We start from the raw sequence: 23818 nt of genomic DNA on the forward strand, positions 1-23818 counted from the left end.
ATGAGTTCACGGACGGAATGGTCGATCCTCGCGGTCGACACCGGCTCCGGTGAGACCCTGGTCGAGTCCGCTCCGGACCTGCTGCTGCCGACCGCCAGCGTCGCCAAGGTCTTCCTGCTGCACCACCTCGCCGAGCTGCTCGACGATGACCCGTCGCTGGGGCAGCTGCTGCTGCGCAAGGACAGCGTCACGCCCGTCGCCGACAGCGGTCTGTGGCAACACCTCGACGCCCCCGCGCTGACCATGAACGACTGCGCCCGGCTGGTCGGCGCGGTCTCGGACAACCTGGCCACCAACGTGCTCCTCGACCACGTCGGCCTGGCTCCGGTCCAGGCTGTCGCGCGGCGGCTGGCCGCGGGCGGGTCGATGCTGAACGACTCGGTCCGGGACGTGCGCAGGCACGAGGATCCGCCGATGCTCTCCGTCGGCTGTGCCGCCGACTGGGTCGCCTACTTCCGTACGCCGCACCCCACCGTCTTGTCCTGGCTGGCGCCGTCCACCGACCTGTCGATGGTCTCCGCGGCCTTCGGCCTGGACCCGCTGTCCCACACCGACCCTTCCCCCACCGATCTGGGCGACCTGCGGGTGTGGAGCAAGACCGGCACCGACGACGGCGTCCGCGCCGAGGTCGGGCTGCTCGACGTCGGTGGCCGGCAGGCGGCGTACGCGGTCATCTGCCGTTTCCAGGGTGAGGTCATCCCGGTGCTGGCTCAGATGCGGGCGTACGGCACGCTGATCCTGGATGCGTTGCAGGGCGGCTACGCTCCAGGTCCCGGTCCGGCACGGTAGGAGATCAGTTGTTCAGCATCGACCTCGGGAACGGCGCGGAGATGGTCCTGCGTGACCGATCGACCGACTTCGCCGTCCACAAGCTCATCAACGCCAACCTCGACCACCTCCGCGAATGGGAGCCGTGGGCTCACGGGCAGCAGACCATGCTCAGCGTCGCCGGGTTCGGCACCTACCTGCTGGGCCAGTGGGTCCAGGGCGAGGCGATCCCGTGCGTCATCCGCCAGGACGGCGAGGTGGCCGGGGCCACGACCGCGCGGATCAACCTCTACGAGAAATCGGCCACGATCGGCTACTGGCTGGGCGAGGCATACGAGGGCCGCGGCCTGATCACCCGGGCCGTCTCGGCGCTGCTGGACACCCTCTTCAACGAGTACGACATCGCCCGGGCGATCATCGACACCTCGGTCATGAACAAGCGCAGCCGTGCGGTCGCCGAGCGTCTCGGCTTCACCCACGAGGGCACCATGCGCGGCGCGCAGGCCTATCCGGGCGGGCGCCGGGACCTGGTGGTCTACGGGCTCCTGCGCGAGGAGTGGCCGGCCCGATCAGGACGTGACGGGGCCTGAGCGGACGAACCGCTCCCCCGCCTGCTTGACCAGCTCGGCCAGCTCGGCGGGCTGCTCGACCGTGAAGTCGGCCTCGACGCCGGCGAGGATCATCATCGGCCAGCTCAGATCGTCGACCTGCATCCGCAACCGGCAGCCACCCTCGGCGGGCTCGACCTCGCCCCAGCGCCCCACCCGCCGCGCGACCACGTCAGGCTCGATGCCGAAGAGGACGCAGACGTCGTGGGCTGCCGGGCGGGCGCGGATCCCCGCCTGCACGTACGTCGCCGCGTCCCCGCCCGGGATCTCGCGGGGACGGAACATCTGGCCGGTGGTCATCGGGTCGCTGACCCGGTCGACGCGGAAGGAGCGCCAATCCTGGCGGACCCGGTCGTAGGCGAGGAGATACCAGCGGTTGCCGAGCGTGACCAGCCGGTGCGGCTCGACGCGGCGCTGGGTCGGCTCGGCCTCGGGCGCCTGATAGGTGAAGGTGAGCACCTCGTCGTCGCGGCAGGCCTGCGCCAGGATCCCGAGCACGCCGGCGTCCAGCGGCACCCGGCCGCCCCACGGGATGGAGTCGGTCTGCGAGGTGACCGCGTCCATCCGCCGTCGCAACCGCGGCGGCATCAGCGCGACGACCTTCCCCAGCGCCTGGGCGGAGATGTCCCCCATCCCCGCGACCATGCCGGCAGCCGCGGTGCGCAGCCCGACCGCGATCGCGACCGCCTCCTCGTCGTCGAGCAGCAACGGCGGCAGCGCATTACCGGCCCTGAGCTGGTAGCCGCCGGCCACTCCTCGGGTGGCGTCGACGTCATAGCCGAGATCGCGCAGCCGCTCGATGTCGCGCCGCAGCGTACGGTCGCTGACCTCGAGGCGTACGGACAGCTCCGTGCCGGGCCAGAAACGGTGGGTCTGCAGCAGGGAGAGGAGCTGCAGCATCCGGGCGCTCGTACTCATGAGTCCGACCTTAGATGCCATTCCGGTCAGTTCGTGGCCTGATTTCCCGGGAACCTGGTCGAGCCCGCGGGACGGTCGGCTCGCCCCCTCCTCGAGCCGACCGACGCCGCGCTACCCCTTTCATACCCACTCGTCGGACTTCTAAACCGGAACTCGGAAGAAAGTTTCGAAAGAGGACAGAAGCTGACCGGATGACTTCAGAGACTGGAGACATGACGAACCACAGCAACCAGCGGCCGGTGATCCGCACTCAGGCGCTGACCAGGCACTTCACCCGAAGCAAGAAGACCGTCGAGGCCGTACGCGGGCTCGACCTCGAGATCCACCAAGGCGAGCTCGTCGCCTTCCTCGGCCCGAACGGAGCGGGCAAGTCCACCACCTTGCGGATGCTGACCACCCTCATCCCGCCCACCTCCGGCACCGCCGAGGTAGCGGGCCACGACGTCGTCCGCTCACGCGGCGCCGTCCGGCGCTCGATCGGCTACGTCGGCCAGGGCAACGCCGCCGCGTTCATCCAGCGCGGCCGCGACGAGCTGATGTCCCAGGCTCGCGCCCACGGCATCCCGCGCGCCGCCGCGAAGGCGCGCATCGAGGAGCTGCTCGTGGCCTTCGACCTGCAGGAGTACGCCGACCGCCCGGTCCAGACGCTCAGCGGCGGCCAGCGGCGGCGGCTCGACATCGCGATCGGGCTGCTCAACCACCCCGAGGTGCTGTTCCTCGACGAGCCGTCGACCGGCCTCGATCCGCAGAACCGCGCCAACCTGCAGGAGCAGATCCGCCGGCTCCACGAGGACGGCACCACGATCGTGCTCACCACCCACTACCTCGAGGAGGCCGACGCGCTCGCCGGACGGGTGATCGTCATCGACCACGGCGTGGTGATCGCCGACGACACCGCCACCCGGCTCAAGGAGAGGCTCGGCGACCTGGTGCTCCTCGGTTTCGGCACCGAGGCGGACGCCACGGCCGCCGCGGCCCGCGTCGAGTCGGCGCTGTCCGGTCCGACCGTCATCGAGCGTGCCGGGACACAGGTCTCGATCCGCGCACCGCGCGGTGCCGACAGCGCGCCGGCGTTGACCATCGACCTGGCCGCCCACGGCACCCCCGCGATCCGGATGGAGGTCCGCACCCCCACCCTCGACGACGTCTTCCTCGACCTGACCGGCCGCAGCCTGCGCGAGTCGTCCCAGTCCACCTCCCAGTCCGCCACCACCCAGACCGAAGGAGCAGCAGCATGACCACCCTCACCGTCCCGACCGCACAGGTCCGGAGCACCACCCGAGTGCCGAGCCGCCCGACCGGCTTCCTCACCGACACCTGGACCGTGCTGCTCCGCGAGCTCACGCCCAAGCTGCGCCAGCCCGCCTCCATGCTCTTCGCGATGATGCAGCCGCTGGTCTTCCTGGCCCTCTTCGCGCCACTCCTGCCCGCCGTCGAGAGCGGCAGCGCGCTGCAGTGGTTCGTGCCGGGCATCGTCGTCATGACCGCGCTGATGGGCGCCTCGATGACCGGCGCCGACCTGACCGCCGAGATCCGCTCCGGCTCCCACGAGCGGCTGCTCGTCTCGCCTCTCTCACGGCCGTCCCTGCTGGTCGGGCGGGCCCTGAAGGAGGTCGTGCCGGTGCTGTTCCAGACGGTCGTCATCCTCGCCGTGGTGACCCCGTTCAGCTTCGACCTCCACCTCGGCGGGGTCCTGGTCGGAGCCGTCATCGTCTCGCTCTTCGCGATCGGCCTGGGGGCGCTCAGCTTCGCCCTGGCCACCGCCGCGAAGGAGCAGGACTGGGTCTTCTGGACGGTCCAGCAGATGCTGATCTTCCCGCTGCTGCTCCTCTCGGGAGTCCTCCTCCCCCTCGACGGCGCGCCCGGCTGGCTGCGGTTCCTCAGCGACATCAACCCGATGACGTACGTCGTGGAGGCCGAGCGGGCGCTCTTCGCCGGTCAGTTCCCGGCCGATGTCGTCATCGGCGGCTTCGTCGCGGCCGCTGCCGTCGCGGTGGGCGGGGTGCTCGTCGGCGTACGGACGATGGAGAGGTCGAGCTGAGGTCGGGCCGAAACCTCTTGACCTCAAGTTCACTTTAGCTTCCACACTGGACGCATGACGCCCCAATCCCGCACGGCCCCGAGCCCGACAACGATCGTGCTCACCGTCATCGCCGGCACGGTGATGATCCCGATCGACATCACGATCGTCGCGGTCGCGATCGCCCGTCTCTCCCAGGAGACGGGCGCTTCGCTACCGGTGATCCAGTGGGTCGCCACCGGCTACACGCTCGCCCTGGCAACGGTCATCCCGGCCGCGGCCTGGGCGATCAGCCGGTTCGGCGCCCGCCAGGTCTTCCTGACCGCGATCGGCGTCTTCACGATCGGATCCGGCCTGGTCGCGGCCTCGTGGAACGTCGAGTCGCTGATCGCGTTCCGGGTGCTCCAGGGGCTCGGCGGCGGATTCGTCATGCCGGCCGCGATGACCCTGACACTGCGCTCGGCGCCGCCCGAGGAGCGTGGCCGGCTGATGGCCCTGATGGGCCTGCCGGTGCTGGTCGGTCCCGTCTTCGGACCGGTGCTGGGCGGCTGGCTGCTCGACACGATGTCGTGGCGGTGGATGTTCCTGATCAACCTGCCGCTGGGTCTGATCGGCCTCGTCCTCGGGATGCGCAACCTGCCACGCCTGGAGCGCGGCCCGAGCGCCCGCCTGGACGTACGCGGCCTGCTCCTGCTTCCGCCCGCGATGGCGCTGCTCGTGCTGGGCACCTCGTTCGCGGAGGGCACGCTGTTCGAGGCTCAGGTGCTGGTCCCGATCGGGGCCGGGATCGTCCTGGTGGCGCTCTTCGTCCGGCACGCGCTCCGCGCCGCCGCTCCCCTGCTGGACATCCGGCTCCTCGCCCGGCCCCTGACCGGCGGCAGCGCCGCGCTGCTGGTCTGCTTCGCCGGCGGCTACTTCGGCTCGATGATCCTGTTGCCGCTCTACTGGCAGGTCGTACGCGGCGAGTCCGCGACCACCGCAGGACTGCTGATGGCTCCCGCCGGCATCGCGGCCGGGATCATGATCCAGGTCTCCGGCCGCCTCATCGACCGCTTCCCGCCGCTGCCGGTGATCGGCTCGGGCATCGTGATCTCCACCCTGGGCTTCGGCGCCCTGGCGCTCCAGCTGAGCGCGGACGCGCCGATGCTGGCCCTGGCCACGACCCATGCCATCGCGACCGCGGGCGCCGGGTTCGTGATGCTGCCGACCATGACCATCGCCACCCGCTATCTCGAGGACAGCGCCATCCCGGCCGGCTCGACGATGATCAACGTGCTGAACCAGGTCGCCACCGCCCTGTGCACCGCCGGCGTCTCGGTGCTCCTGGCCGCCGCGCTCTCGTCCCGCCTTCCCGGACTGGGCAGCGACGGCATCGGAGCGCTCAGCTCCCTCGCTCCCGCCGAGCGAGCAGCGGTCGCGCCACTGGCCGCCGAGGCCCTGCAGGTCGCGTTCTGGCTGCCGGTCACGATGATGGCGATCTCGGGCGTGGTCGCATTCCTCGTCTTCCGGCGTACGCCGTCGGCTCGGAGCGTCTCCGTCGGCAGCCCGCGGCCTGTCCCCGCCGCGGTCGCCGACTAGTTCCTACCAGGGGCGTCGGTCGCCGGGATACTGCTTGGGGCCGCCCGGGTTGGGGCGACCAGGGTTCGGGCGACCAGGGTTCGGGTAACCCGGGTTGGGGTGACCGGGACCGGGTCCGGCGGGATGGACCTGGCCCCGATAGACCGGTCCGCCACCGGGGTACGGCCCGACGGGCCGGGCGTGCCGAGGGCCCTGCATGTCAGGCCGGGGCGGTTCGCGGCGCCGGCGCCGGGCCAGAAGCAGAGAGATGAGCAGCCCCAGCCCTGACAGCGCGAGCAGCCCGACGGCGATCTCGACAAAGCCGATCCCGAACAGCCCGCTGGAGGCGGGGGTCGGACCGTCCGAGGCGTCGGTGAACGTCACCGGGCCCGCCGTCTCCGAGTCGCCCACGGGCGGGGCCGAGGAAGACTCCGACTCGGAGGCTGACGCCGAAGGCGACGTCGACGGCGACGCGGAAACGGACGCTGAGGGCGTACGCGAGGGGCTGGGCGAAGCCGTCGCCGACTTCTTGGGCTTCGCGGTCTGCCGGGGAGTCGGGGCCTTGGTCTCCGCTGGGGCGGTCGGCGCCGGCGCACCGGTGGCCTTCGGCTTCTCGGTCGGCCGCACGCCCGGCGGGTACTTGGCGAAGACCTGGACGCCCCAGGTGGTGTTGTCGACCTCCACGAAGGAGATCCCGATGTGGGTGTAGTCGCCCAGGATGTTGGCCCGGTGCCCATCGGAGTTCATCCAGCCCCGGTGCATCTCCGCGCCGGTCCGATAGCCCATGGCGACGTTCTCCCCGACTCCCTGCCACCCCTCCGGCACCTGCTCGGCGAGGTCGGGGTTGTGCGAGAGCGCCCGGTCGGCAGCGATCTTGTAGGCCCACTTCCGCGCCAGACTGTCGAGGGCGGAGTCGCGCGTCAGCGGGTCCAGGCCAGCGTCGGCACGAGCGGAGTTCGCCAGCCGCTTGATCGTTCCGCCCTCCCCCGCGGACGCCGGACCAGCGCTGACGAGCAGCGCGGCAGCAGCCAACAGCAGAGCGAGGACATAGGACACGGGGCGATGCAGGTGGGGGAACATCCCCGCCAGGGTATCTACCTTTACTTGGGAGTGCTGCGCCCGAGGTGGCGCTCGATGTGGGCCGCGATCCCGGCCATCAGCAGGCTCTGCCCAAAAGCCGACGGGTCGTCGGAGTCGGACTCCGCGCCAGGCCCAGCAGGCCGCCAGGCGGCCATCGACTCCATCAGGTTCGGGAAACGCTCCGGATCCGCGTACGTCACGAGCATCTCCTCGAACCTCGCATAGGGGTTGTCCTCGAACCGGGCAGACTCGACCTCGATCCTCGCCTCACCCAAGGCGTACTGCGAGATGATGCCGAGAATCGCCATCTTCTCCTCCGGGGGCAGCGTCACCTCTCGGAGGTAGTAGAACCCGAGATCGATCCAGGCGAGGCGGTTCGGTCCGGGAAGCGTGCCGACGAGGGGCAGATCGAGGAACCACGGCCGACTCAGAGACAGGTCGACCTGCGCGCGCATCCAGGCCGCCAGACCATCGCGCCAGCCCAGGTCGCGCGCCGGCTCCACCAGCTCCGCACAGAGCCGGTCGGCGAGCAGGATGAGCAGCTCGTCCTTGTTCTTCACGTGCCGATAGAGCGCCATCGGCGAGCAGCCCAGCGCCTCGGCGACCCGAGCCATCGAGACGGCAGCAAGACCCTGCTCATCAGCGATGACGTACGCGGCCTCGACGATCTGGGCGGCGCTCAGCGCCGGCTTGGGGCCGCGCCGGCCGGGCGGGGACTTGCCCCACAGACGAGGGATCAGGTCGGAACTCATCACCTCCATCATGCCCTGCTCCCTCCAGAAACGGGTTGACCGGCCCTATCTTCTGCGTACTCTATAAACTGTTAATCACGTACGCTATTAGATCGGACGGCTCATGAGCACTTTGAAACGACCTTTGGCGCGCCAGTGGTGGGTCTTCCCGCTGGCCGCCGCGACGGTGATCTTCCTGGTGACGGCGCTGCCGCGGTACGTCGGACTGGACCCGTCACAGTCGCTCGTCGAGACCGACCGCGGGCCGGCCTTCTACCCCGCGCTGGTGACGCACATCTTCTTCGGCTCGGTGATGCTCTGCTGCGGCGTACTCCAGCTGTGGCCGTGGTTGCGCGCCAACCATCCGAAGGTGCACCGCTGGACCGGTCGCACCTATGTCGTCACCGCGATCCCCACCGGCCTGGGGGCGCTGGTCACCAGCCAGTTCCCCGCCGCAGGACCGTCCCAGCAGGTCGGCAACACGTTCCTGGCCGTGCTGTTCCTGCTGTTCACCGTGCAGGGCTACCGGGCCGCGCGGCAGCGTCGCTTCAAGGACCACCGCGAATGGATGTACCGCAGCTATGCGATGGCGTTCTCGATCATCGCCAACCGCTTCTGGGGCACCGTCCTGATCATGATCTTCGTGCCGGACCTCATGAACGGCGCCGACCTCGGCACCGACGACCCCACCCTCGCCAGCGCCGCCGCGGCCTCAGCGTGGGTCAGCTGGGTCGTGAACCTGCTGATCGCCGAGTGGATCATCCACCGCAAGCCGCGCCGGCGACGCACCGATCAGGCCAGTGCGTCCCGCAGGGTCGAGCGCCAGACACCGGTGAGCTCCTCGAGCGGGATCTCGACGCTGCCGCCGTCATAGGCGATCGAGTACGCAGCGCCACCCGTCACACCGAGCTGCGTCGACGCGACCCCGTGGCGCTCGGCCAGCGAGGTGAGCCGCTCGACGTCGGCGGCCCTCACGGTGACGATCGCGCGGGCGACCGACTCCGAGAAGAGCGCGACGAACGGGTCGCCGGCGAGCGTGACCGAGACGCCGATCCCCGACGACATCGCCGGCTCGGCCAGCGCCTGCATCAGGCCGCCGTCGGAGAGGTCGTGGGCAGAGGTGACGAAACGCGCCTCCAGCAGCAGCTCGGCGAGCGCCTTCTCGGCCGCCAGGTTCACCTTGGGTGGCAGCCCGCCGAGGTGACCGTGGACGACGTGGGCCCACTCCGAGCCGGAGAGCTCCTCGTGGGTCTCACCGAGCAGGACGACGACCTCGTCGGCCGCCTGGAAGTCCGAAGGCGTACGCGTGGTGACGTCCTCGATCACACCGAGCGTCGCGACCACCGGCGTGGGGTGGATCGCGGTCTCGCCGGTCTGGTTGTAGAGGGAGACGTTGCCGCCGGTGACCGGGATGCCGAGCTCGAGGCAGGCGTCCTTCAGACCGCGGGTGGCCTCGGCGAACTGCCACATCACGTCGGGGTCCTCCGGGGAGCCGAAGTTGAGGCAGTCGGAGATGGCCAGCGGCTTGGCGCCGACGGACGCTACGTTGCGGTAGGACTCGGAGAGGGCGAGCTGGGCACCGGCGTAGGGGTCCAGCTTGGCGAAGCGCCCGTTGGCGTCGGTGGCGAGCGCGACACCGAGGTTGGTCGACTCGTCGACGCGGATCATGCCGCCGTCGGCAGGCTGGGACAGGACGGTGTTGCCGCGCACGTAGCGGTCGTACTGCTCGGTGATCCAGGACTTGTCGCACAGGTTCTCCGAGGCGACCAGCTGGAGGACGGTCGAGCGGAGCTCGTCGGCCGAGGCCGCGCGCGGGAGCTTCTCGGCCACGTCGGCCTGCAGCGCGTCCTGCCACGACGGGCGGGCGTAGGGGCGCTCGTAGACGGGGCCGTCGTGGGCCACGGTGGTCGGGTCGACGTCGACGATGGTCTCGCCGTGCCAGTCGACGCGCAGCCGGCCCTCGCCGGTCACGGTGCCGATCACGGCCGCCTCGACGTCCCACTTGGCGCAGATGTCCATGAAGGTCGCCTCGTCCTCGGGCGCGATGACCGCCATCATCCGCTCCTGCGACTCGCTCATCAGGATCTCCTCCGGAGCGAGCGTCGAGTCGCGCAGCGGCACCCGCTCGAGGTGCACGTGCATGCCGCCGTCACCGGCAGCGGCGAGCTCGGAGGTGGCACACGAGATGCCGGCCGCACCGAAGTCCTGGATGCCGCGCACGATGCCGGCGGCGAAGAGCTCGAGGGTGCACTCGATCAGCAGCTTTTCCATGAACGGGTCGCCGACCTGGACGCTCGGGCGCTTGGCCGGACCGTCCTCGTCGAACTCGACGCTCGCGAGGATGGAGGCGCCGCCGATGCCGTCGCCGCCGGTGCGCGCGCCGTACATGATCACCAGGTTGCCGGCGCCCGACGCCTTGGCGAGGTGGAGGTCCTCGTGACGCAGCACGCCGACGCAGAGCGCGTTGACCAGCGGGTTGCCGAGGTAGGAGGCGTCGAAGACCGCCTCGCCGCCGATGTTGGGCAGACCCAGGCAGTTGCCGTAGTGACCGATGCCGGACACGATCCCGGGCAGCACCCGGTGGGTGTCCTCCTCGGACAGCGGTCCGAAGCGGAGCGGGTCCATCACGGCGACCGGCCGCGCGCCCATCGCGAGGATGTCGCGGACGATGCCGCCGACGCCGGTCGCGGCGCCCTGGTGGGGCTCGACGTAGGAGGGGTGGTTGTGGGACTCGACCTTGAAGGTGACCGCGTAGCCCTGCCCGACGTCGAGCACGCCCGCGTTCTCGCCGATGCCGGCGAGCATCTTGCCGGCCGGGGTCTCCTGCGGAATCTCGCCGAACTGCTTCAGGTGCACCTTGGAGGACTTGTAGGAGCAGTGCTCCGACCACATCACCGAGTACATCGCCAGCTCCGCGCCGGTCGGCCGGCGGCCGAGGATGCTCTTGATCTCGGCGTACTCGTCCTCCTTCAGGCCGAGCTCGGCCCAGGGCTGCTCTCGGTCGGGATCACCGGCAGCGTGGTGCACGGTGTCCAGGAGCGGAAGATCGGACTCAACGGCAGCGGACGAAGTCTCGGTCACGGGCAGAAATCTACGTCAGAAGTGCCCAATCCCCCGAGTCCTCAGCGGGGCAGCCCGCGCCACTGCCGCAGGTCGCGGATCTCACCGAACTCGTGGAGCGCCTGCCGAGCCACCTCGCCGTCCCCGGCGTAGGCGGCGACGCTCCAGCCGTGACCCTGCACCATCTCGGCAGTGACCCAGGAGGCCTCGCCGTGCGGGGTGGGCAACCGGCGCGGGCGCCAGGAGAGCGACATCGCGCCGTCGAGGCGCTGCTCGATCCTCGGGGTCGAGCCGGTGGCGGCGTACTTCCTCTGACCGGTCTGCCACTCGCTCCAGTAGGCGTAGTGGAGGTAGACCTGGGTGCCGCGCCAGGACATCGAGCACTCCACGAAGAGGCGATGTCCTGAGCTTGTCGAAGGGTCGCCATCGCCGGTCTCCCCCTGGGCGCAATCACCACTCCGGAAGGCGTTCTCGTAGCCCGGGAAGACCCACTTCAGGCCGTCCGCACCGCGCGGGTCCGGGCACCGGGTCAGGGAGCCGGAACCGTTACCGTCCCAGCAGACGTATGGCGTGTTGACCTGCTTGGTGGTCGAGCTGACCTGGTCGGCGACCGCGAAGGGCCCGATCACCTCTCCGCCGTGAGCGACATGGATGATCCCGGCGACCGTCAGCGCGAGCATGACCGTGATCGCGAAGAGGACCGGCGTCACCCGATCGCGTCGCTGCCGCACAGGCCCCCACCCCCTTGGCGATCCATTCCTTTACCAAGGTAACGCCGCCAGGCGGGTTTGGTTAGGGCCCATATGCACCAGGACCAACGTCCCGTCGCGTCCGCCGACCGAGACCTCTGCCCGCAGGCTGGACCAACCCCTAGTCTTCTATTCGTAGTTATTCACTATAGAAAGGCCATTTGGTGTCCTCCCCCAACACGTTCAGCCGACGCAGCCTGCTCGCCACCGGAGCCGGCGCGGTCGCCGCCACCGGCCTCACCACCCCCGCCAACGCAGCCACCGAGGTTCCGTTCAAGGCCCGTAAGGTCAACCGGCCCAAGCGCAGGCCCAACCTCCTGGTCATCCTGGGCGACGACCTCGGCTGGGCCGATCTGTCCGCCTACGGCTCCCCTGACATCAAGACGCCCAACCTGGACCGGCTCGCGGCCTCGGGCGTGCGGTTCACCGATGCGTACTCCGCCTCCTCGGTCTGCTCCCCCACCCGCTTCGGCCTCTACACCGGGCGCTACCCCGGTCGCCTCTCCGGCGGCCTGCCGGAGCCGATCAGCTCGCCCAACGAGCTGCACGGCATCCCGCTCGACCACCCGACGCTGGCCTCGCTGCTCAAGGACCAGGGCTACGCGACGGCGCTCTTCGGCAAGTGGCACTGCGGCTTCCTGCCCTGGTACAGCCCGACCCGGGTCGGCTGGGACGAGTTCTTCGGCAACTTCTCCGGCGGGATCGACTACTTCTCGAAGTTCAGCCACAACGGGGCGTACGACCTCTACGAGGACGAGGTGGAGGTCGAGGACCTTCGCTACTACACCGAGATCGTCACCGAGAAGGCCGTCAGCTTCATCGAGCGCGACCACGATGCCCCGTGGCTCCTCAACCTCAATTTCACCACCCCGCACTGGCCCTGGGAGGGCCCCGAGGACAAGGCGGTGAGCGATGAGCTGACCGCCCGGATCGAGAACGGCGAGAAGGGCGTGCTCTTCCACAACGACGGCGGCTCGCTGGCGACGTACAAGACGATGGTCGAGGACCTCGACCAGTCGATCGGCCAGGTCATCCGAGCGCTCGAGCGTACCGGCCAGCTCCGCGACACCGTCGTCTTCTTCGCCAGCGACAACGGCGGCGAGCGGTTCTCCAACGTGTGGCCGTTCACCGGAGCGAAGTCGGGCCTCAACGAGGGCGGCATCCGGGTCCCCACCATCCTGAGCTGGCCCGGCACCCTGCCCGGCCGCCAGGTCAGCGACGAGCCCGCGGTCACGACCGACTGGACCGCGACCTTCCTGGAGCTCGCCGGCGCGACGCCGTCGCCGGAGTATCCGCTGGACGGCACCAGCCTGGTGCCACTCCTCTTCGGCGGCCGGCCGCGCGAGACCCAGGACCTCTTCTGGCGCATGCGCGGCCAGCGGGCGCTGCGCCGCGGCTCGCTGAAGTACCTGCAGCTCGACGGCACCGACCACCTCTACGACCTGGGCGAGGACGTACGCGAGCAGGCCGACCTGGCCCGGAAGCGGCCCGAGGATCTGGCGGAGCTCCGCGCGGCCTGGGAGAAGATCGACGAGACCCTGCTGGCGTACTCCTGACGTACGCCTGGCGAGTCCACTGGTAACTAAGTGACGGTTGTGACTACCGTGACGAAATATGGGGGACTACACCAGGTTCAAGTACGTCAGACGGGCACTCGGCGCGGGCTTGATCTCGGGCGTCGTCGGCGTCGCGGGGCTGGCAACACCCAGCCCCGCGGCGGCCGCGAACCCGGTCACTCCGGGCAACTTCACCGGCTATGGCTTCGACCAGTGCCAGGCGCCGTCGCAGGCGGCGATGGACAGCTGGTGGAAGCACTCGAACTTCGGCGCGGTCGGCATCTACATCGCCGGCAACTCGCGCGGCTGCCGCACCCAGACCAACCTCAGCGCGACCTGGGTGCGCAAGCAGCAGGCCCGTGGCTGGCGGCTGCTGCCGATCACGCTCGGCCCGCAGGCCTCGTGCAACCCGCACTTCCCGCGCTACCGCGACGACCCGCGGATCAGCGCCCGCTCGACCGACCAGTACGCCACCGCCAAGCGCCAGGGCATCAACCAGGCCAACGCGACCGTGGACGCCGCCAGGCGCTACGGCATCGCCGCCGGGAGCACGATGTTCTACGACCTCGAGGGTTTCGACATCGGCAACAAGCGCTGCCGTGAGTCGGCGATGTGGTTCGTCTCGGCCTGGAGCCACCGGATCAAGAAGCTCGGCTACCGCCCCGGGATGTATTCGAGCGCGTCGTCGGGGATAAAGGCGATGTACGCCGTCTGGCACGCCCAGCCGCGCGGCTTCGTCTACCCCGCGGACCTGTGGATCGCCGACTGGGACGGCCGCGCCGGCACCTCGACCCGGTACATCCCCGACAAGCCCTGGAACCCGCACCGCCGCGTCAAGCAGTACCGCGGCCCGCACAAGGAAACCCACGGCGGCACCACCATCGAGATCGACTCCAACTTCGTCGACCTCGGCCGGGGCTCCTACGCGCGGCCGGTGACGCATTGCGGCGGCGTGCCGGTCAGCTTCACCAGCTATCCCGCCCTCAAGCCGCGCACCAGCTCCTACACCCCCTCGCCGATCTACACCAAGGCGCTCGAGTGCATGCTCCGCGAGCGCGGGAACTTCGGCGGCCCCATCGACGGGACGTACGACCGGGGGCTGGTGAGCTCGGTCAACGCCTGGCAGCGCTCGCACGGCCTGACGGTGCGCAAGACCTGGACCCAGGGTGCCTGGAAGACGCTGTGGGCGGCCAACAGCCGCCCGCTCCTGAAGCGTGGCTCCGCAGGCGAGAGCGTCCGCGACCTCCAGCGCGCCCTCAGCGCCACCTCCGCGCCGGAGCGCCCGAAGATCACCGGCGTCATGGACTGGAACACCCAGGTCGCCCTCGTCGCCTACCAGAAGCGCCTCGGCCGCACCGCGAACGGCATGGCCACCGAGGTCACCTGGTACGACCTAGCCCACGGCCGCTGACCGAGGTCGTGAAGCTGAGCGTGGCCCATGGACCACGCTCAGCTTCACAACTCCTCGGGCTCTGAACAGAAGATCTGCTGGGACTCCGCGGCCGAGTCGGAGTGGGCGAGCCCGGTGACCTCGGCCGGGACGCCATCGGGGTAGAGGTCGCGGAGGTCGAGGACACCCACACAGAAGATGACCTCTTCGACCGGGTCCGGGAGCTCCGGGACGGAGTCGTCGTCGAACGGTCGGTATTCCTCGAGCGGCAACGGCACGCGTACGTCCCGCTTCAGCTCCTCGCCCGCCGCCAGCTTGACCCAACCGACCGCCGGCATCTGCGCGAACGACTTGTCGTCCGGCAGCGCGAAGACCCGCTTGCTGACCTCGGCCCGGCTCCCGCCGCTGCCCAGGACGTAGACGGTGTCCGCCGAGGCCGGCTGCAGCGCCCCGTTGGCGTACGTCGGCACCGAGTCGATCACGTAGACGTCGGCATCCGCGTCGTTGACCACCCGATAGCTCACCTCGAGCGCGCCACCGGTCTGGGCGATCTCGGACTCGAACCGGACCCCCTCGATCTCGCGCTCCCCCTCCGGAACCTTCGCGCAGCCGCTCATCACCAGACCTCCTGCCGTCAGCAGCGATGCCAGCAGCATCAACCTAGTAGTGGTCACGGTGCGGAGCTCCCATCTCGTCGCGGAGCCCGTTCTCGGTGTAGACGTACGGGTGGTCCGGGTCGATCTGCTCCGGGGTGCTGGGGTCGTTGTCGTGGTCGACGGGAAGACCGGCAGCCTCGCGCTCACGGTTGTTCGTCCCCTGGTTCTCGGGGTCGTCGCCGTGATATTCGCCGGGCTCGAGCGTGTCGTGCATGTAGTCGTAGACGTGCGCCATCTCGTGGTACAGCACCGCGACCGGCGGGCCGTCGACGGGCGTCTGGGGAGCACGGTTGCCGGTGTTCATCGTGTCGATGTCCGGCATGTACTCGATCTCGTTGCCGCCCATCGGTCCGTTGGAGGCCGAGCTGTTCGGTGTGTCACCGACGTACTCGCGGATGGTCAGGTTCTCCTGTCCGATCCCGAACACGCCCGAGTCGTCGTGTCTCCGGTCCAACGCGGCGAGCATCTGTTGGCCCGTCGGCGACGCGGCAAGCATCTCGAGGTCGGCGCGGGTGCGAGCGACGAACTCCGGCGAACCCTCGATCTTGATCCACTCCGGGACCTCGGTGATCTGGACCGTCACGTGCTGCTCGACGTCCTCGTCGGTGTCGCCGGACTCGCTGTGGGCCTTGTCGTCACCCGAGCCTCCGTAGGTGGTGTCGGTCCCCCGCCCGGCGTACGTCACGTCGTCTCCGGCGCCGCCGTGGATCCGGTCGTTGTCGTCACCGCCGGAGGCGATGTCGTTGCCGTCGCCGCCGACGAGCAGGTCGTCGCCATCGGCCCCTTCGAGGTAGTCCTGGCCGCGACCGCCGCTGATCCGGTCGTTTCCAGCCATGCCGTAGACGGTGTCGTCGCCGCCCGCTCCGGTGGCGAGGTCGTTGCCGCCCTGGGCGTCGATGTAGTCGCGATCGGTGCCACCCGAGACCCGGTCGTCGCCGTCGCCGGCGAAGATGTGGTCGCGGCCCTGGCCGCCGAGGATGCGGTCGCTCCCGCTGCCGCCGTTGAGCCGATCGTCACCTCGGCCGCCGAGCAGCGAGAGGTTGACGTTGGTGCCCTGCGGGACGTTGATCTCGTCGTTGCCCTCGCCGGCGCGGATGACGATCTCGTTGCCGGGAGGCACGTCGTACATCTGACCGTTGACGGTGACGACCTGCTTGCCGGTCAACGGGTTGATCCCGACCGTGACCACGTCGTCGCCGCTGCCCGTGTTGATGTACGTCTTCCCGTCGACGTTGATCATGCCGACCGAGTCCACGTCGGCGGGGAGGTGGAACGGGTCCTGTCCGGCCTCGGCGATCGCCGCCATGCTCGTCGACAACCCCTGCCAGGCAGCGGTGGCGTCGACCAGCACCTGCCGGTCGGCATTGAGGTCGCGATCGAGGCCGGTCCGGATCTCGGAGGCACGCGCGATGGCGTCGGTGACCAGCTTGCTGTCCTCGGGGGTCTCGGGCTCGAACCGGATGTCGCCCGACGGGCTGCCCTGGTGCGGGATGTGGGCCACCGTCGCCCAGGACTGGTCGAGGTGGCCTTGGGCGATGCGTACGGTGCCGGCGATGCGCGCCGTCGACGAGGACGCCTTGTCGGCGAGCTCGCGCGCCTTGTCGAGGTCGGTCAGGAGCGTCTTGCGATGCCCTTCGTAGGACTCGGCCGTCTGGCCCTCCCAGTCGGCGACCACGTCCTTGGAGCCGCTGATGAACGACTCGGTGACGCCGTCGAGCGCCTTCGCGATCGAGGTCCAGCCACGCGACGCGTCATCGATGGACGCCGCGTCGTCCCACAGCTTCCAGGTGCCTTCGGACATCTCTGGCTCCTCAGCGCGGGGTCGGGGTGGGGCCCGGCGACGGGCTCGGAGTGGGTGAAGGAGGCGGCGGCCCCGGGGTCGGCTCCGGAGGCCGCGGCGTCGGACCCGGCTCCAGCGAGTTGCTCGACTGGGCGGCCCGGGCGACCTCCTCGTCGGTCGCGGAGATGTCGAACGCACACAGCACGAGGGCGTCGGCGTCCGCCTCGAAGACGGCCGCGAACGACTCGAGCGCGCTGGACGCGGCCTCGACCAGCGGCCCGTGCGCAGCCGTGGTGTCGTAGCCGCCCTGGGTGTTGCCGGCGTCGCGTGAGGCGACCACGAGTGCGCCGGCGTTGTCCGTGGTCGCGCCGGTCAGGTCCATCGCCCAGTCGATGCAGCGGTCAGCGAGCCTGACGAGCTCGGCGGGACGTACGTTGATCTGAGATGACATCGGGGCCTCCTTCTCCATCGGAGTTCTTCCCCGGAACACGCGTGGCTACACGCGAACGCCGCGCCTATCTCACGATCCGAGACGTTGGAGAACGGTGCCCGTCAGGAGAACGGGTTGGGGAGGGCACCCGGGAGATCGGCGAGGAGCTCGCGGGCACGGGCGGCGACCTTGTGCTCGACGAGGACCTCGTACTTCGTCGGCACGATGACCTTGACGCTCGAGAAGTCACGGGTGCCGCGGGTGGCGGCATAGCCGATCAGCGACCAGATGAGGCCGAAGACGATGCCGAGGAGCACCGTCGAGAGCAGGACGAAGAGGAAGTTCTCGTTGCTGAAGAGCGACATGATCAGGCCGACGAAGACGCCGAGCCAGGCGCCGGAGAGGACCCCGGCGAGGGCGACCTTGCTCCAGGTGAGCCGGCCGGTGATCCGCTCGATCTGCTTCAGCTCGGTGCCGACGATCATGCAGTTCTCGACCGGGAACTCCTTGTCGGCGAGGAAGTCAACCGTCTTCTGCGCGGCGGCGTAGTCGTCATAGGTCGCGAGCGACTGGGGAAACTCCAGCTTCAGCGGGCTCTGCGGGCCGTTGACCGGCGAGGTGAAGGACATAGCCCCAGTGTGCCCCAGCAGAGGTCAGTTCTTGAGGACGCCGTTCGCGATGACGTCGAGCATGGGACGTACGTCCTTGGGCTCGAGCGAGGAGTGGTCGGCCATGGTCGCGACGCCGCCGAGGAGGCGGCACACGCCGAGGTTGTCGACACCCTCGCGCAGCGCGCCATGCTCGGCCATCTCCGTCAGGACGCTCTCGTTGGCGTCTGCGTAGGTCTGGCACTTGGTGCGCAGCGGGGAGTCCTGGCAGCCGAGCGAGGCGGTGATCTTGGCGGCGGCGCCCTGGTGGCGGGTCAGCAGCGAGACGTACTCCTCGAACCAGGCGAGCAGCTTCTCCCGGCAACCGCCCTCGGTCGCCATCGCCTTCTCGACGTGGGCGGAGACCTCCTCGATCCAGGTCGCCATGATCGCCTCGTGGAGCGCCTCACGCGTGGGGAAATGGCGGTAGAGGGTGCCGGGACCGACGCCCGCACGCCGAGCCACCTCGTCGAGAGGTGCGTCGAGACCGCGCTCCTTGAACACCACATGGGCGACCTCGATCAGCCGCTCGCGGTTGCGCTGCGCGTCGGCTCTCATCCGGACCTCCTCAGTGGCTCCCGCAGGGCTGCGGGGGCCTCACGTTAACAGCAGCCTCCGCCACATCAGCACTGCACTCGTCCAAAAAGCGTTGCTAACCGGAGACACTCTCCGGTAGTGTTCCAATCAAGCGGAGGCTTCCTCCGCTTCACTGTACTCCTCTTCCGTCTCCAACAGGAGCTCTTGAATGACATCCACCGTGGCACCACCCAAGCCACCCGCGGCCGCCAAGGCCGCCGCCGGCGCCGGGATCGCCCTGGTCCTGGTCGCCCAGCTGATGATCGTGCTCGACGCGGCAGTCGTGAACGTCGCGCTCCCCCGGATCGCCGACGACCTCGAGTTCACCCCGGCGGCACTCACCTGGGTGCTCAACGGCTACACCCTCGCCTTCGGCGGCCTGCTGCTCCTCGGCGGTCGCCTCGGCGACGTCTTCGGCAGGCGGCGCATGTTCGTCGCCGGCCTCTCCGTCTTCACCCTCTTCTCCCTGGCCGGCGGGTTCGCGCCGACCGACGACCTGCTCGTCATCGCCCGCGCCCTGCAGGGCTTCGGTGCCGCGATCGCCGCGCCTCAGGTGCTCGCCCTGCTGACCACGTCGGCGAAGGACGAGGCCGGCCGTGCCCGGGCGATCGCGCTCTTCTCGGCCGTCTCCTCCAGCGGTGCCTCGATCGGGCTGATCCTCGGCGGCATCCTGACCGACATCGCGTCGTGGCGCTGGACGCTGTTCATCAACGTACCGATCGGGCTCGTCGTGCTCGCCCTCGTCGGGCGCCTCGTCGCCGAGACGGCCCCGCGACCGGGACGCTTCGACATCGTCGGCGCCGTGACCGCCACCGGTGGTGCGGCCGCGATCGTCTGGTCACTGATCGGCGCCCCGGAGCACGGCTGGACCTCCGCGCGCACCCTCGGCGGGATCGCGATCGGCCTGCTCCTGCTGGTCGCCCTCGTGCTCACCGAGCGCCGCGTCACCCACCCGCTGCTGCAGCTCCACCTCTTCAACAGCCACCGCCGTGTCGCCGCGTTCATCGCCGCGGTCGGCCTGGTCGGGGCTCAGTTCGCGACGTTCTACCTGACCGTGATCTACCTGCAGGGCGTGCTGGGCATGGGGCCGCTCGCCTCCGGGCTGGCGTTCCTGCCGCTCACCCTGATGATCTTCGCGATGTCGCGGGTGGCGCCTCGGATCGCGGCCCGGATCGGGATGTCGCGGGTGCTGGTCCTGGGTGCCACCGGCCTCACGGCGTCGTTCCTGTGGCTGAGCACGCTCTCGGAGACGAGCACGTACGCCGGCGCCGTCCTGGCCCCGTTCCTGCTCAACGGCGCCTTCGCCTCGCTCGTCTTCACCTCCACGACGGCTCTCGGCCTGGAGGGTGTCGACGCCGCCCACGCCGGCTCGGCGTCGGGTCTGGTGCAGACGATGCAGCAGCTCGGCGGCTCGATCGGGCTGGCCGTGATCGCCTCCGTCTACGTCGCCAACGGCACCCCCGGCGAGGTCGTACCCGGGATGCGCGAGGCCTTCTACGCCGCGGCTGCCTTGGGCACTCTCGGCATCATCGCCTCGCTGAGCGTGGTGCTCCGGCGACCCTCCGGGACACCTTCGTACGTCACCGGGCGGGCAGCGGTCGAGGTCGACTGATCCATCGCGTACCGACGTTCGGCCCCGGCTTGCGATCGCAAGCCGGGGCCGATTCGTACGCCGGGGTCAGTCGCCGTAGACGGCCAGCTCCTGCAGGTGCAAGGTGTAGGCGTTGCTGGTGTTGCTCGTGCCGGTCACCCGGACGTATCGGAAGGTCCCGCTCACCGGATACCAGTCCCCCACGTCGGTCTGCGGGGAGTCCGCGGTCTTGGCGGCGATGGGCGTGTAGCTGATGCCGTCGACACTTCCCTCCACGGTGTAGCGGTAGGACCGCCCATCCGCGTAGTAGGGCGTCACCCTGACCCCGGACACCGGGCGTGCGTCACCCAGATCGACCTGCAGCCACGCGGGCTTGCCGGCGCACTGCGCCGGGTCGCACAGCCAGTTGGTGTGCAGCTTGGCGTCGACCGCCCGGTCCGGCTTCGCCGTGCCCTGACTGCTGGACGCAGTGGCCGGCTTGCCCTCGCTGAGCGGCGTGGGAAGCTCGCCGCTGCAGATCAGGGTCGGCAGCCCGAACGAGGCCGCATCGAAGGAACGGTTACCGTCGGACCGATCGATCACGATCCGAAGCTGACGCACTCCGCTGATGTCCACGTCGAGGCGGATCGCCTCGGTGCCGGTGGTGGCCAACCCGCTGCGCAGCACCGGTGTGGCGTGGATCCGCCGGCCGTCGCCCCACACCTCCACCACGACGTCGCCGTCGGCGGCATGATTCATCGCATCGTCGATACCGACGACGGTGGTGAACCGTTGGCATCCCTGGCCCAGCTCGAACCGAGCTTCCCCGGCGGCGTTGGTGCCGAGGCCCTTCGAGTAGGCGACACCGTCCAGCAGGATGGGGGCGCCTGCACCGGACGGGGTCGCAGGGGTCACCGTGTCGCGGGCGACCGGATGTTCCCCGTCGTGGTTGCGTGAGGAGGAGAACGGCAGGTCGCTGAGCTGAATCCGGCCAGGTCTGTCAACCGGCAGCACCGCGCTGGCCGCCTTCTGCTTCGTCCCGGCCTGCTGGTCGTACGTCACCTCGACGTCGACCTCGGCCTCGGTGGTCTCCGACGGCAGATCGGCGCCGGCAGCGACCGTCCAGCTCATCGTCGCAGTGCCGCCGGGCGCGAGTCGCGACGGCAGCTCGCCAGTCGCCGTGGCCGTGATGCCGTCCGGAGCGGTGACCCGGGCCGTCAGGTTCTCCAGCGCGGCGAACGGGTTGTTGTTGACCACCGTCAACGCGACCGTGCCCGGGTTCTCGCCGATCGTCCCGGCCGGACGGAGCGACACCGCCGCACCGAAGTCCGCCGTCGACAGCTGCTGCAGGGCACGGGTGGCTTCGGCGTAGGTGTCCCCGGCCGGCTTCGTCGGGTAGCGATCCGTTGCCCGCGACCACTCGTCGGCGACCGCTTGCCAGTTGATCGCTGTCGGCGCCTCACCGGTCCGCAGCGACTCGCGCAGCGTGGCGAAGTAGCGTTCCCACCGAGGTGCGTAGTAGCCGTTGAGCAGGCCGGACCAGTCGCGGTAGGCATAGTCGGTCAGCGACAGGGTCAGCGTCCACGAGGCGAGGACGCGGCGGGCATCATGCTCGAGGGCGGCGGCTTCGTCGGGCGAGGAGGCGAAGGCGCGTGCCGCCGCCAGCCAGGGTCCGACCATCTGATCGGCCCGGGTGGCGCTGACCCGGTCGGCGGTGTCGATGGCCTCGATCCAAGCGGTGGTGAGCCGGTCGAACTCCGCGGCGTCACGCTCCGCGTACGCCTGCCGGATCTGGGTCAGCAACGGGTGGGAGTATTCGACGACCACCTGCCGCGCGATCTCGGCGAGGTCGTGCCGGTAGGTGTCGCTGGCGCGCAGCGAGGACTTCACCTGCAACAGCGACGGGAGTGCCGCCGCGAAGTCCGTCGGGTCGTAGCGATTCCCCGGGGCCGTGTATTGGCTGGGCCGCGTGGCCGTCAGCGACGGTACAGCGGCGAACAGACCGCTGGTTCCGGCCGAGCGGTTGTTGTTCGGAGCGATCGAGTAGGCAGTGTCCTGCAACGTCTTCCACGCGGCGCGCGCTGCCGGGTCGGTCGCGCCGTAGCGCGCGTCCGCGTACTCAGCGAACCAGGCGTCCAGGTCGACCGGCCCGGTCTGCCAGGGCAGCTCGGCCAGGAACTCCATCGCGACGGCATTGTTGTAGCTGGCTTCCGGGAGGATCGCGATGCCGTCCAGCGCGCTGTTCGGGCGGGCTCGGAACTCGAAGAACCGTTCGTTCCAGGCCTTGATCGGGGCGCCGACTGTCGAGTTGCCGCCGAAGTTCCAGATCGACCCGAAGGCGTACGGCGTGCCCTTCCATTGGGTGTCTCGCTGCGGATCGAGGTTCCGGTCGGAGAGCCCGTCCACGATCAGCATCCGGCTGCGGTCCACCGCGTCGAGAGTCTCCTGGCGCGGGTTGCTCTGCCAGCCGAGGGCAACCCAGATGGCACCGGGATGCGCGGCCTCCAGGGCGTCCTGGACCGCCACCGACGCCTGGCCGACCGGGACAGAACCCGCCGACCCGCCCTCGTGCAGCAGGTCCATCTTGTACATCGTCGACGCTCCGACGACGTCGTTCTGGATCTGATAAAAACGTGCGGCCACCTGACCGAAGAGCTCCTGCGTAGGGGCCAACCAGTCCGGCCGCCGCAGACCGGACCAGGTGCCCTGCGGGACGGTGACGGCGCCCGGGTTCCGGTCGGCGAAGTCGGTCGGCACGGTGCCGAAGTAGCCCGGGAGCACCGGTGTGATCCCCATCGAGCGCATGTAGTCGGCGATGCGTCGGCCGAGGTCGGCGCGCTCTTCCAGCAGTGCGGGAGTGACCGGGTCGGTGAAGTTCCACATGTTCTGCATCAGCCACCACTGCTGATAGACCGGCGACGGGATCCAGGCCCGCGCCTCGGTCTCGGAGTAGCCGTAATCCTGCAGCAACCGGTAGTAGACCATCTCGGACCCGACCGGGAGGAACATCTCGTTGACGCCGTGCATGGCGTTGATGTCGACGAGCTCTCGCCAGTCCTTGAAGGTGCGGAACGGCCCCGAGTAGCCGTCCTCGGTGTCGTTGCCGGAGAACCGGTGTGACACCACAGACGTGCCTTCGATGGGGTTCTTGGGCAGAGGCAGGGAGCCGCGGATCGGCACCTGGTTCCCGGTCCAGGAGACGTCCGCCTTGGCGACCTTCTTCAGGTAGGTGTTGACCCCCATCAGGACTGCTGGGGTGTTCGTCCCTTCCACCAGGATCCGGCCCCCGCGGGAACTGACCCGATACCGGTCGCTGTCACCCGGATGCACCGACAGCTCGAACCGGGCCGCGTGCCGGCTGCCGAGGATCCTGACGAGAGCCTCGCGGGCCGGGCGGGTAGCACCTTGGCCCGACGAGGCCGCGAAGCCGGACGGCTGGCCGCGCAGGCCAGCCGGTGCGGCAGCGGCCGATCCGGTGGCGGTGATCAGACCGAGCAGCATCGCCACGACGATGCCGAGGGTGACTCCTCTGATCTGCGTCGGGTGTTGCCGACCGCTCGTCGGATGAGCCTGTTCACTGCGTCGCTGGCGTTTCGGCATCGTGCCTCCAGAATTATGCAGAACATTTTCGTAATGTGGGCTCATACTCCTCCCGGACATGGCGGCGGTCAAGGGGTTTCGGTCGATGCTGACGGGGGAAGGGAAGCCGGTAACTTGTTCGT

20 protein-coding genes are annotated in these 23818 nt (G+C 69.6%); 9 read left to right on the plus strand and 11 right to left on the minus strand.

Features of this window, described 5'->3' with window-relative positions; genetic code table 11:
• Positions 1-789, plus strand: a complete 789-nt coding sequence (locus OG801_RS11695) for a serine hydrolase (protein WP_406035821.1) — start codon at positions 1-3, stop codon at positions 787-789.
• 8 nt (positions 790-797) lie between these two features.
• The gene (locus tag OG801_RS11700; RefSeq protein WP_355019607.1) at positions 798-1358 is read left to right on the plus strand and encodes a GNAT family protein; all 561 of its coding nucleotides are present in this window, start codon (positions 798-800) and stop codon (positions 1356-1358) included.
• On the opposite strand, the gene OG801_RS11705 is transcribed toward OG801_RS11700, so the two are convergent.
• Positions 1338-2294 (minus strand): YafY family protein, encoded by a 957-nt coding sequence (locus OG801_RS11705; RefSeq protein WP_355019608.1) that lies wholly within the window; start codon positions 2292-2294, stop codon positions 1338-1340. The genes OG801_RS11700 and OG801_RS11705 overlap by 21 nt on opposite strands.
• A gap of 212 nt (positions 2295-2506) precedes the next feature.
• Here OG801_RS11705 and OG801_RS11710 point away from each other — a divergent pair, with 212 nt between their 5' ends.
• From OG801_RS11710 to OG801_RS11720, 3 genes are read left to right on the plus strand one after another with little or no spacing between them, the layout of a single operon-like run.
• Positions 2507-3532 carry an ATP-binding cassette domain-containing protein gene (locus OG801_RS11710; protein WP_406035822.1) on the plus strand — a complete coding sequence of 342 codons (1026 nt, stop codon included), beginning with the start codon at positions 2507-2509 and terminating at the stop codon, positions 3530-3532.
• Positions 3529-4335 carry an ABC transporter permease gene (locus tag OG801_RS11715; protein WP_406035823.1) on the plus strand — a complete coding sequence of 269 codons (807 nt, stop codon included), beginning with the start codon at positions 3529-3531 and terminating at the stop codon, positions 4333-4335. Before OG801_RS11710 ends, OG801_RS11715 begins: the two co-directional genes overlap by 4 nt.
• A gap of 54 nt (positions 4336-4389) precedes the next feature.
• Positions 4390-5892, plus strand: a complete 1503-nt coding sequence (locus tag OG801_RS11720) for a DHA2 family efflux MFS transporter permease subunit (protein WP_406035824.1) — start codon at positions 4390-4392, stop codon at positions 5890-5892.
• A gap of 3 nt (positions 5893-5895) precedes the next feature.
• On the opposite strand, the gene OG801_RS11725 is transcribed toward OG801_RS11720, so the two are convergent.
• Positions 5896-6951, minus strand: coding sequence for a CAP domain-containing protein (locus tag OG801_RS11725; RefSeq protein ID WP_406035825.1), 1056 nt, complete (start codon positions 6949-6951; stop codon positions 5896-5898).
• A 20-nt stretch (positions 6952-6971) separates the two neighbouring features.
• Positions 6972-7703 (minus strand): TetR/AcrR family transcriptional regulator, encoded by a 732-nt coding sequence (locus tag OG801_RS11730; RefSeq protein ID WP_229788632.1) that lies wholly within the window; start codon positions 7701-7703, stop codon positions 6972-6974.
• A 103-nt stretch (positions 7704-7806) separates the two neighbouring features.
• Between OG801_RS11730 and OG801_RS11735 the strand changes: the two genes are divergently transcribed.
• Complete coding sequence (locus OG801_RS11735; RefSeq protein ID WP_406035826.1) at positions 7807-8556, plus strand: DUF2306 domain-containing protein; 750 nt, start codon at positions 7807-7809, stop codon at positions 8554-8556.
• Here the strand turns inward: OG801_RS11735 and purL are convergent.
• Both purL and OG801_RS11745 read right to left on the minus strand, forming a co-directional pair.
• Positions 8475-10763, minus strand: a complete 2289-nt coding sequence (purL, locus tag OG801_RS11740; RefSeq protein WP_406035827.1) for a phosphoribosylformylglycinamidine synthase subunit PurL — start codon at positions 10761-10763, stop codon at positions 8475-8477. The two genes, OG801_RS11735 and purL, sit on opposite strands and share 82 nt — an antisense overlap.
• A gap of 41 nt (positions 10764-10804) precedes the next feature.
• A complete protein-coding gene (locus OG801_RS11745) occupies positions 10805-11473 on the minus strand; it encodes a hypothetical protein (protein ID WP_406035828.1) in 669 nt (222 codons plus the stop codon).
• A gap of 182 nt (positions 11474-11655) precedes the next feature.
• Here OG801_RS11745 and OG801_RS11750 point away from each other — a divergent pair, with 182 nt between their 5' ends.
• Both OG801_RS11750 and OG801_RS11755 read left to right on the plus strand, forming a co-directional pair.
• Positions 11656-13047 (plus strand): sulfatase-like hydrolase/transferase, encoded by a 1392-nt coding sequence (locus tag OG801_RS11750; RefSeq protein WP_406035829.1) that lies wholly within the window; start codon positions 11656-11658, stop codon positions 13045-13047.
• 58 nt (positions 13048-13105) lie between these two features.
• A complete protein-coding gene (locus OG801_RS11755) occupies positions 13106-14458 on the plus strand; it encodes a glycoside hydrolase domain-containing protein (RefSeq protein WP_406035830.1) in 1353 nt (450 codons plus the stop codon).
• 44 nt (positions 14459-14502) lie between these two features.
• Here OG801_RS11755 and OG801_RS11760 read toward each other — a convergent pair whose 3' ends face one another.
• From OG801_RS11760 to OG801_RS11780, 5 genes are all read right to left on the minus strand, one after another.
• The gene (locus OG801_RS11760; protein WP_406035831.1) at positions 14503-15093 is read right to left on the minus strand and encodes a hypothetical protein; all 591 of its coding nucleotides are present in this window, start codon (positions 15091-15093) and stop codon (positions 14503-14505) included.
• 4 nt (positions 15094-15097) lie between these two features.
• On the minus strand, positions 15098-16894 hold the full coding sequence (locus tag OG801_RS11765) for a M91 family zinc metallopeptidase (protein WP_406035832.1): 1797 nt from the start codon (positions 16892-16894) through the stop codon (positions 15098-15100).
• A gap of 10 nt (positions 16895-16904) precedes the next feature.
• Positions 16905-17324 (minus strand): hypothetical protein, encoded by a 420-nt coding sequence (locus OG801_RS11770; protein WP_406035833.1) that lies wholly within the window; start codon positions 17322-17324, stop codon positions 16905-16907.
• Positions 17325-17425: 101 nt separating this feature from the next.
• On the minus strand, positions 17426-17932 hold the full coding sequence (locus tag OG801_RS11775; protein ID WP_355019621.1) for a general stress protein: 507 nt from the start codon (positions 17930-17932) through the stop codon (positions 17426-17428).
• A gap of 24 nt (positions 17933-17956) precedes the next feature.
• The gene (locus tag OG801_RS11780; RefSeq protein WP_406035834.1) at positions 17957-18508 is read right to left on the minus strand and encodes a TetR/AcrR family transcriptional regulator; all 552 of its coding nucleotides are present in this window, start codon (positions 18506-18508) and stop codon (positions 17957-17959) included.
• A 187-nt stretch (positions 18509-18695) separates the two neighbouring features.
• Here OG801_RS11780 and OG801_RS11785 point away from each other — a divergent pair, with 187 nt between their 5' ends.
• Entirely contained in the window at positions 18696-20138 is a 1443-nt protein-coding gene (locus tag OG801_RS11785; protein ID WP_406035835.1) for an MFS transporter, read from the plus strand.
• Between the two features lie 66 nt (positions 20139-20204).
• Here the strand turns inward: OG801_RS11785 and OG801_RS11790 are convergent, their stop codons facing one another.
• The gene (locus OG801_RS11790; protein WP_406035836.1) at positions 20205-23597 is read right to left on the minus strand and encodes an alpha-N-acetylglucosaminidase TIM-barrel domain-containing protein; all 3393 of its coding nucleotides are present in this window, start codon (positions 23595-23597) and stop codon (positions 20205-20207) included.
• Between the last annotated feature and the right edge of the window lie 221 nt (positions 23598-23818).

This window comes from Nocardioides sp. NBC_00163 (assembly GCF_045206295.1).
Classification (GTDB): domain Bacteria; phylum Actinomycetota; class Actinomycetes; order Propionibacteriales; family Nocardioidaceae; genus Nocardioides.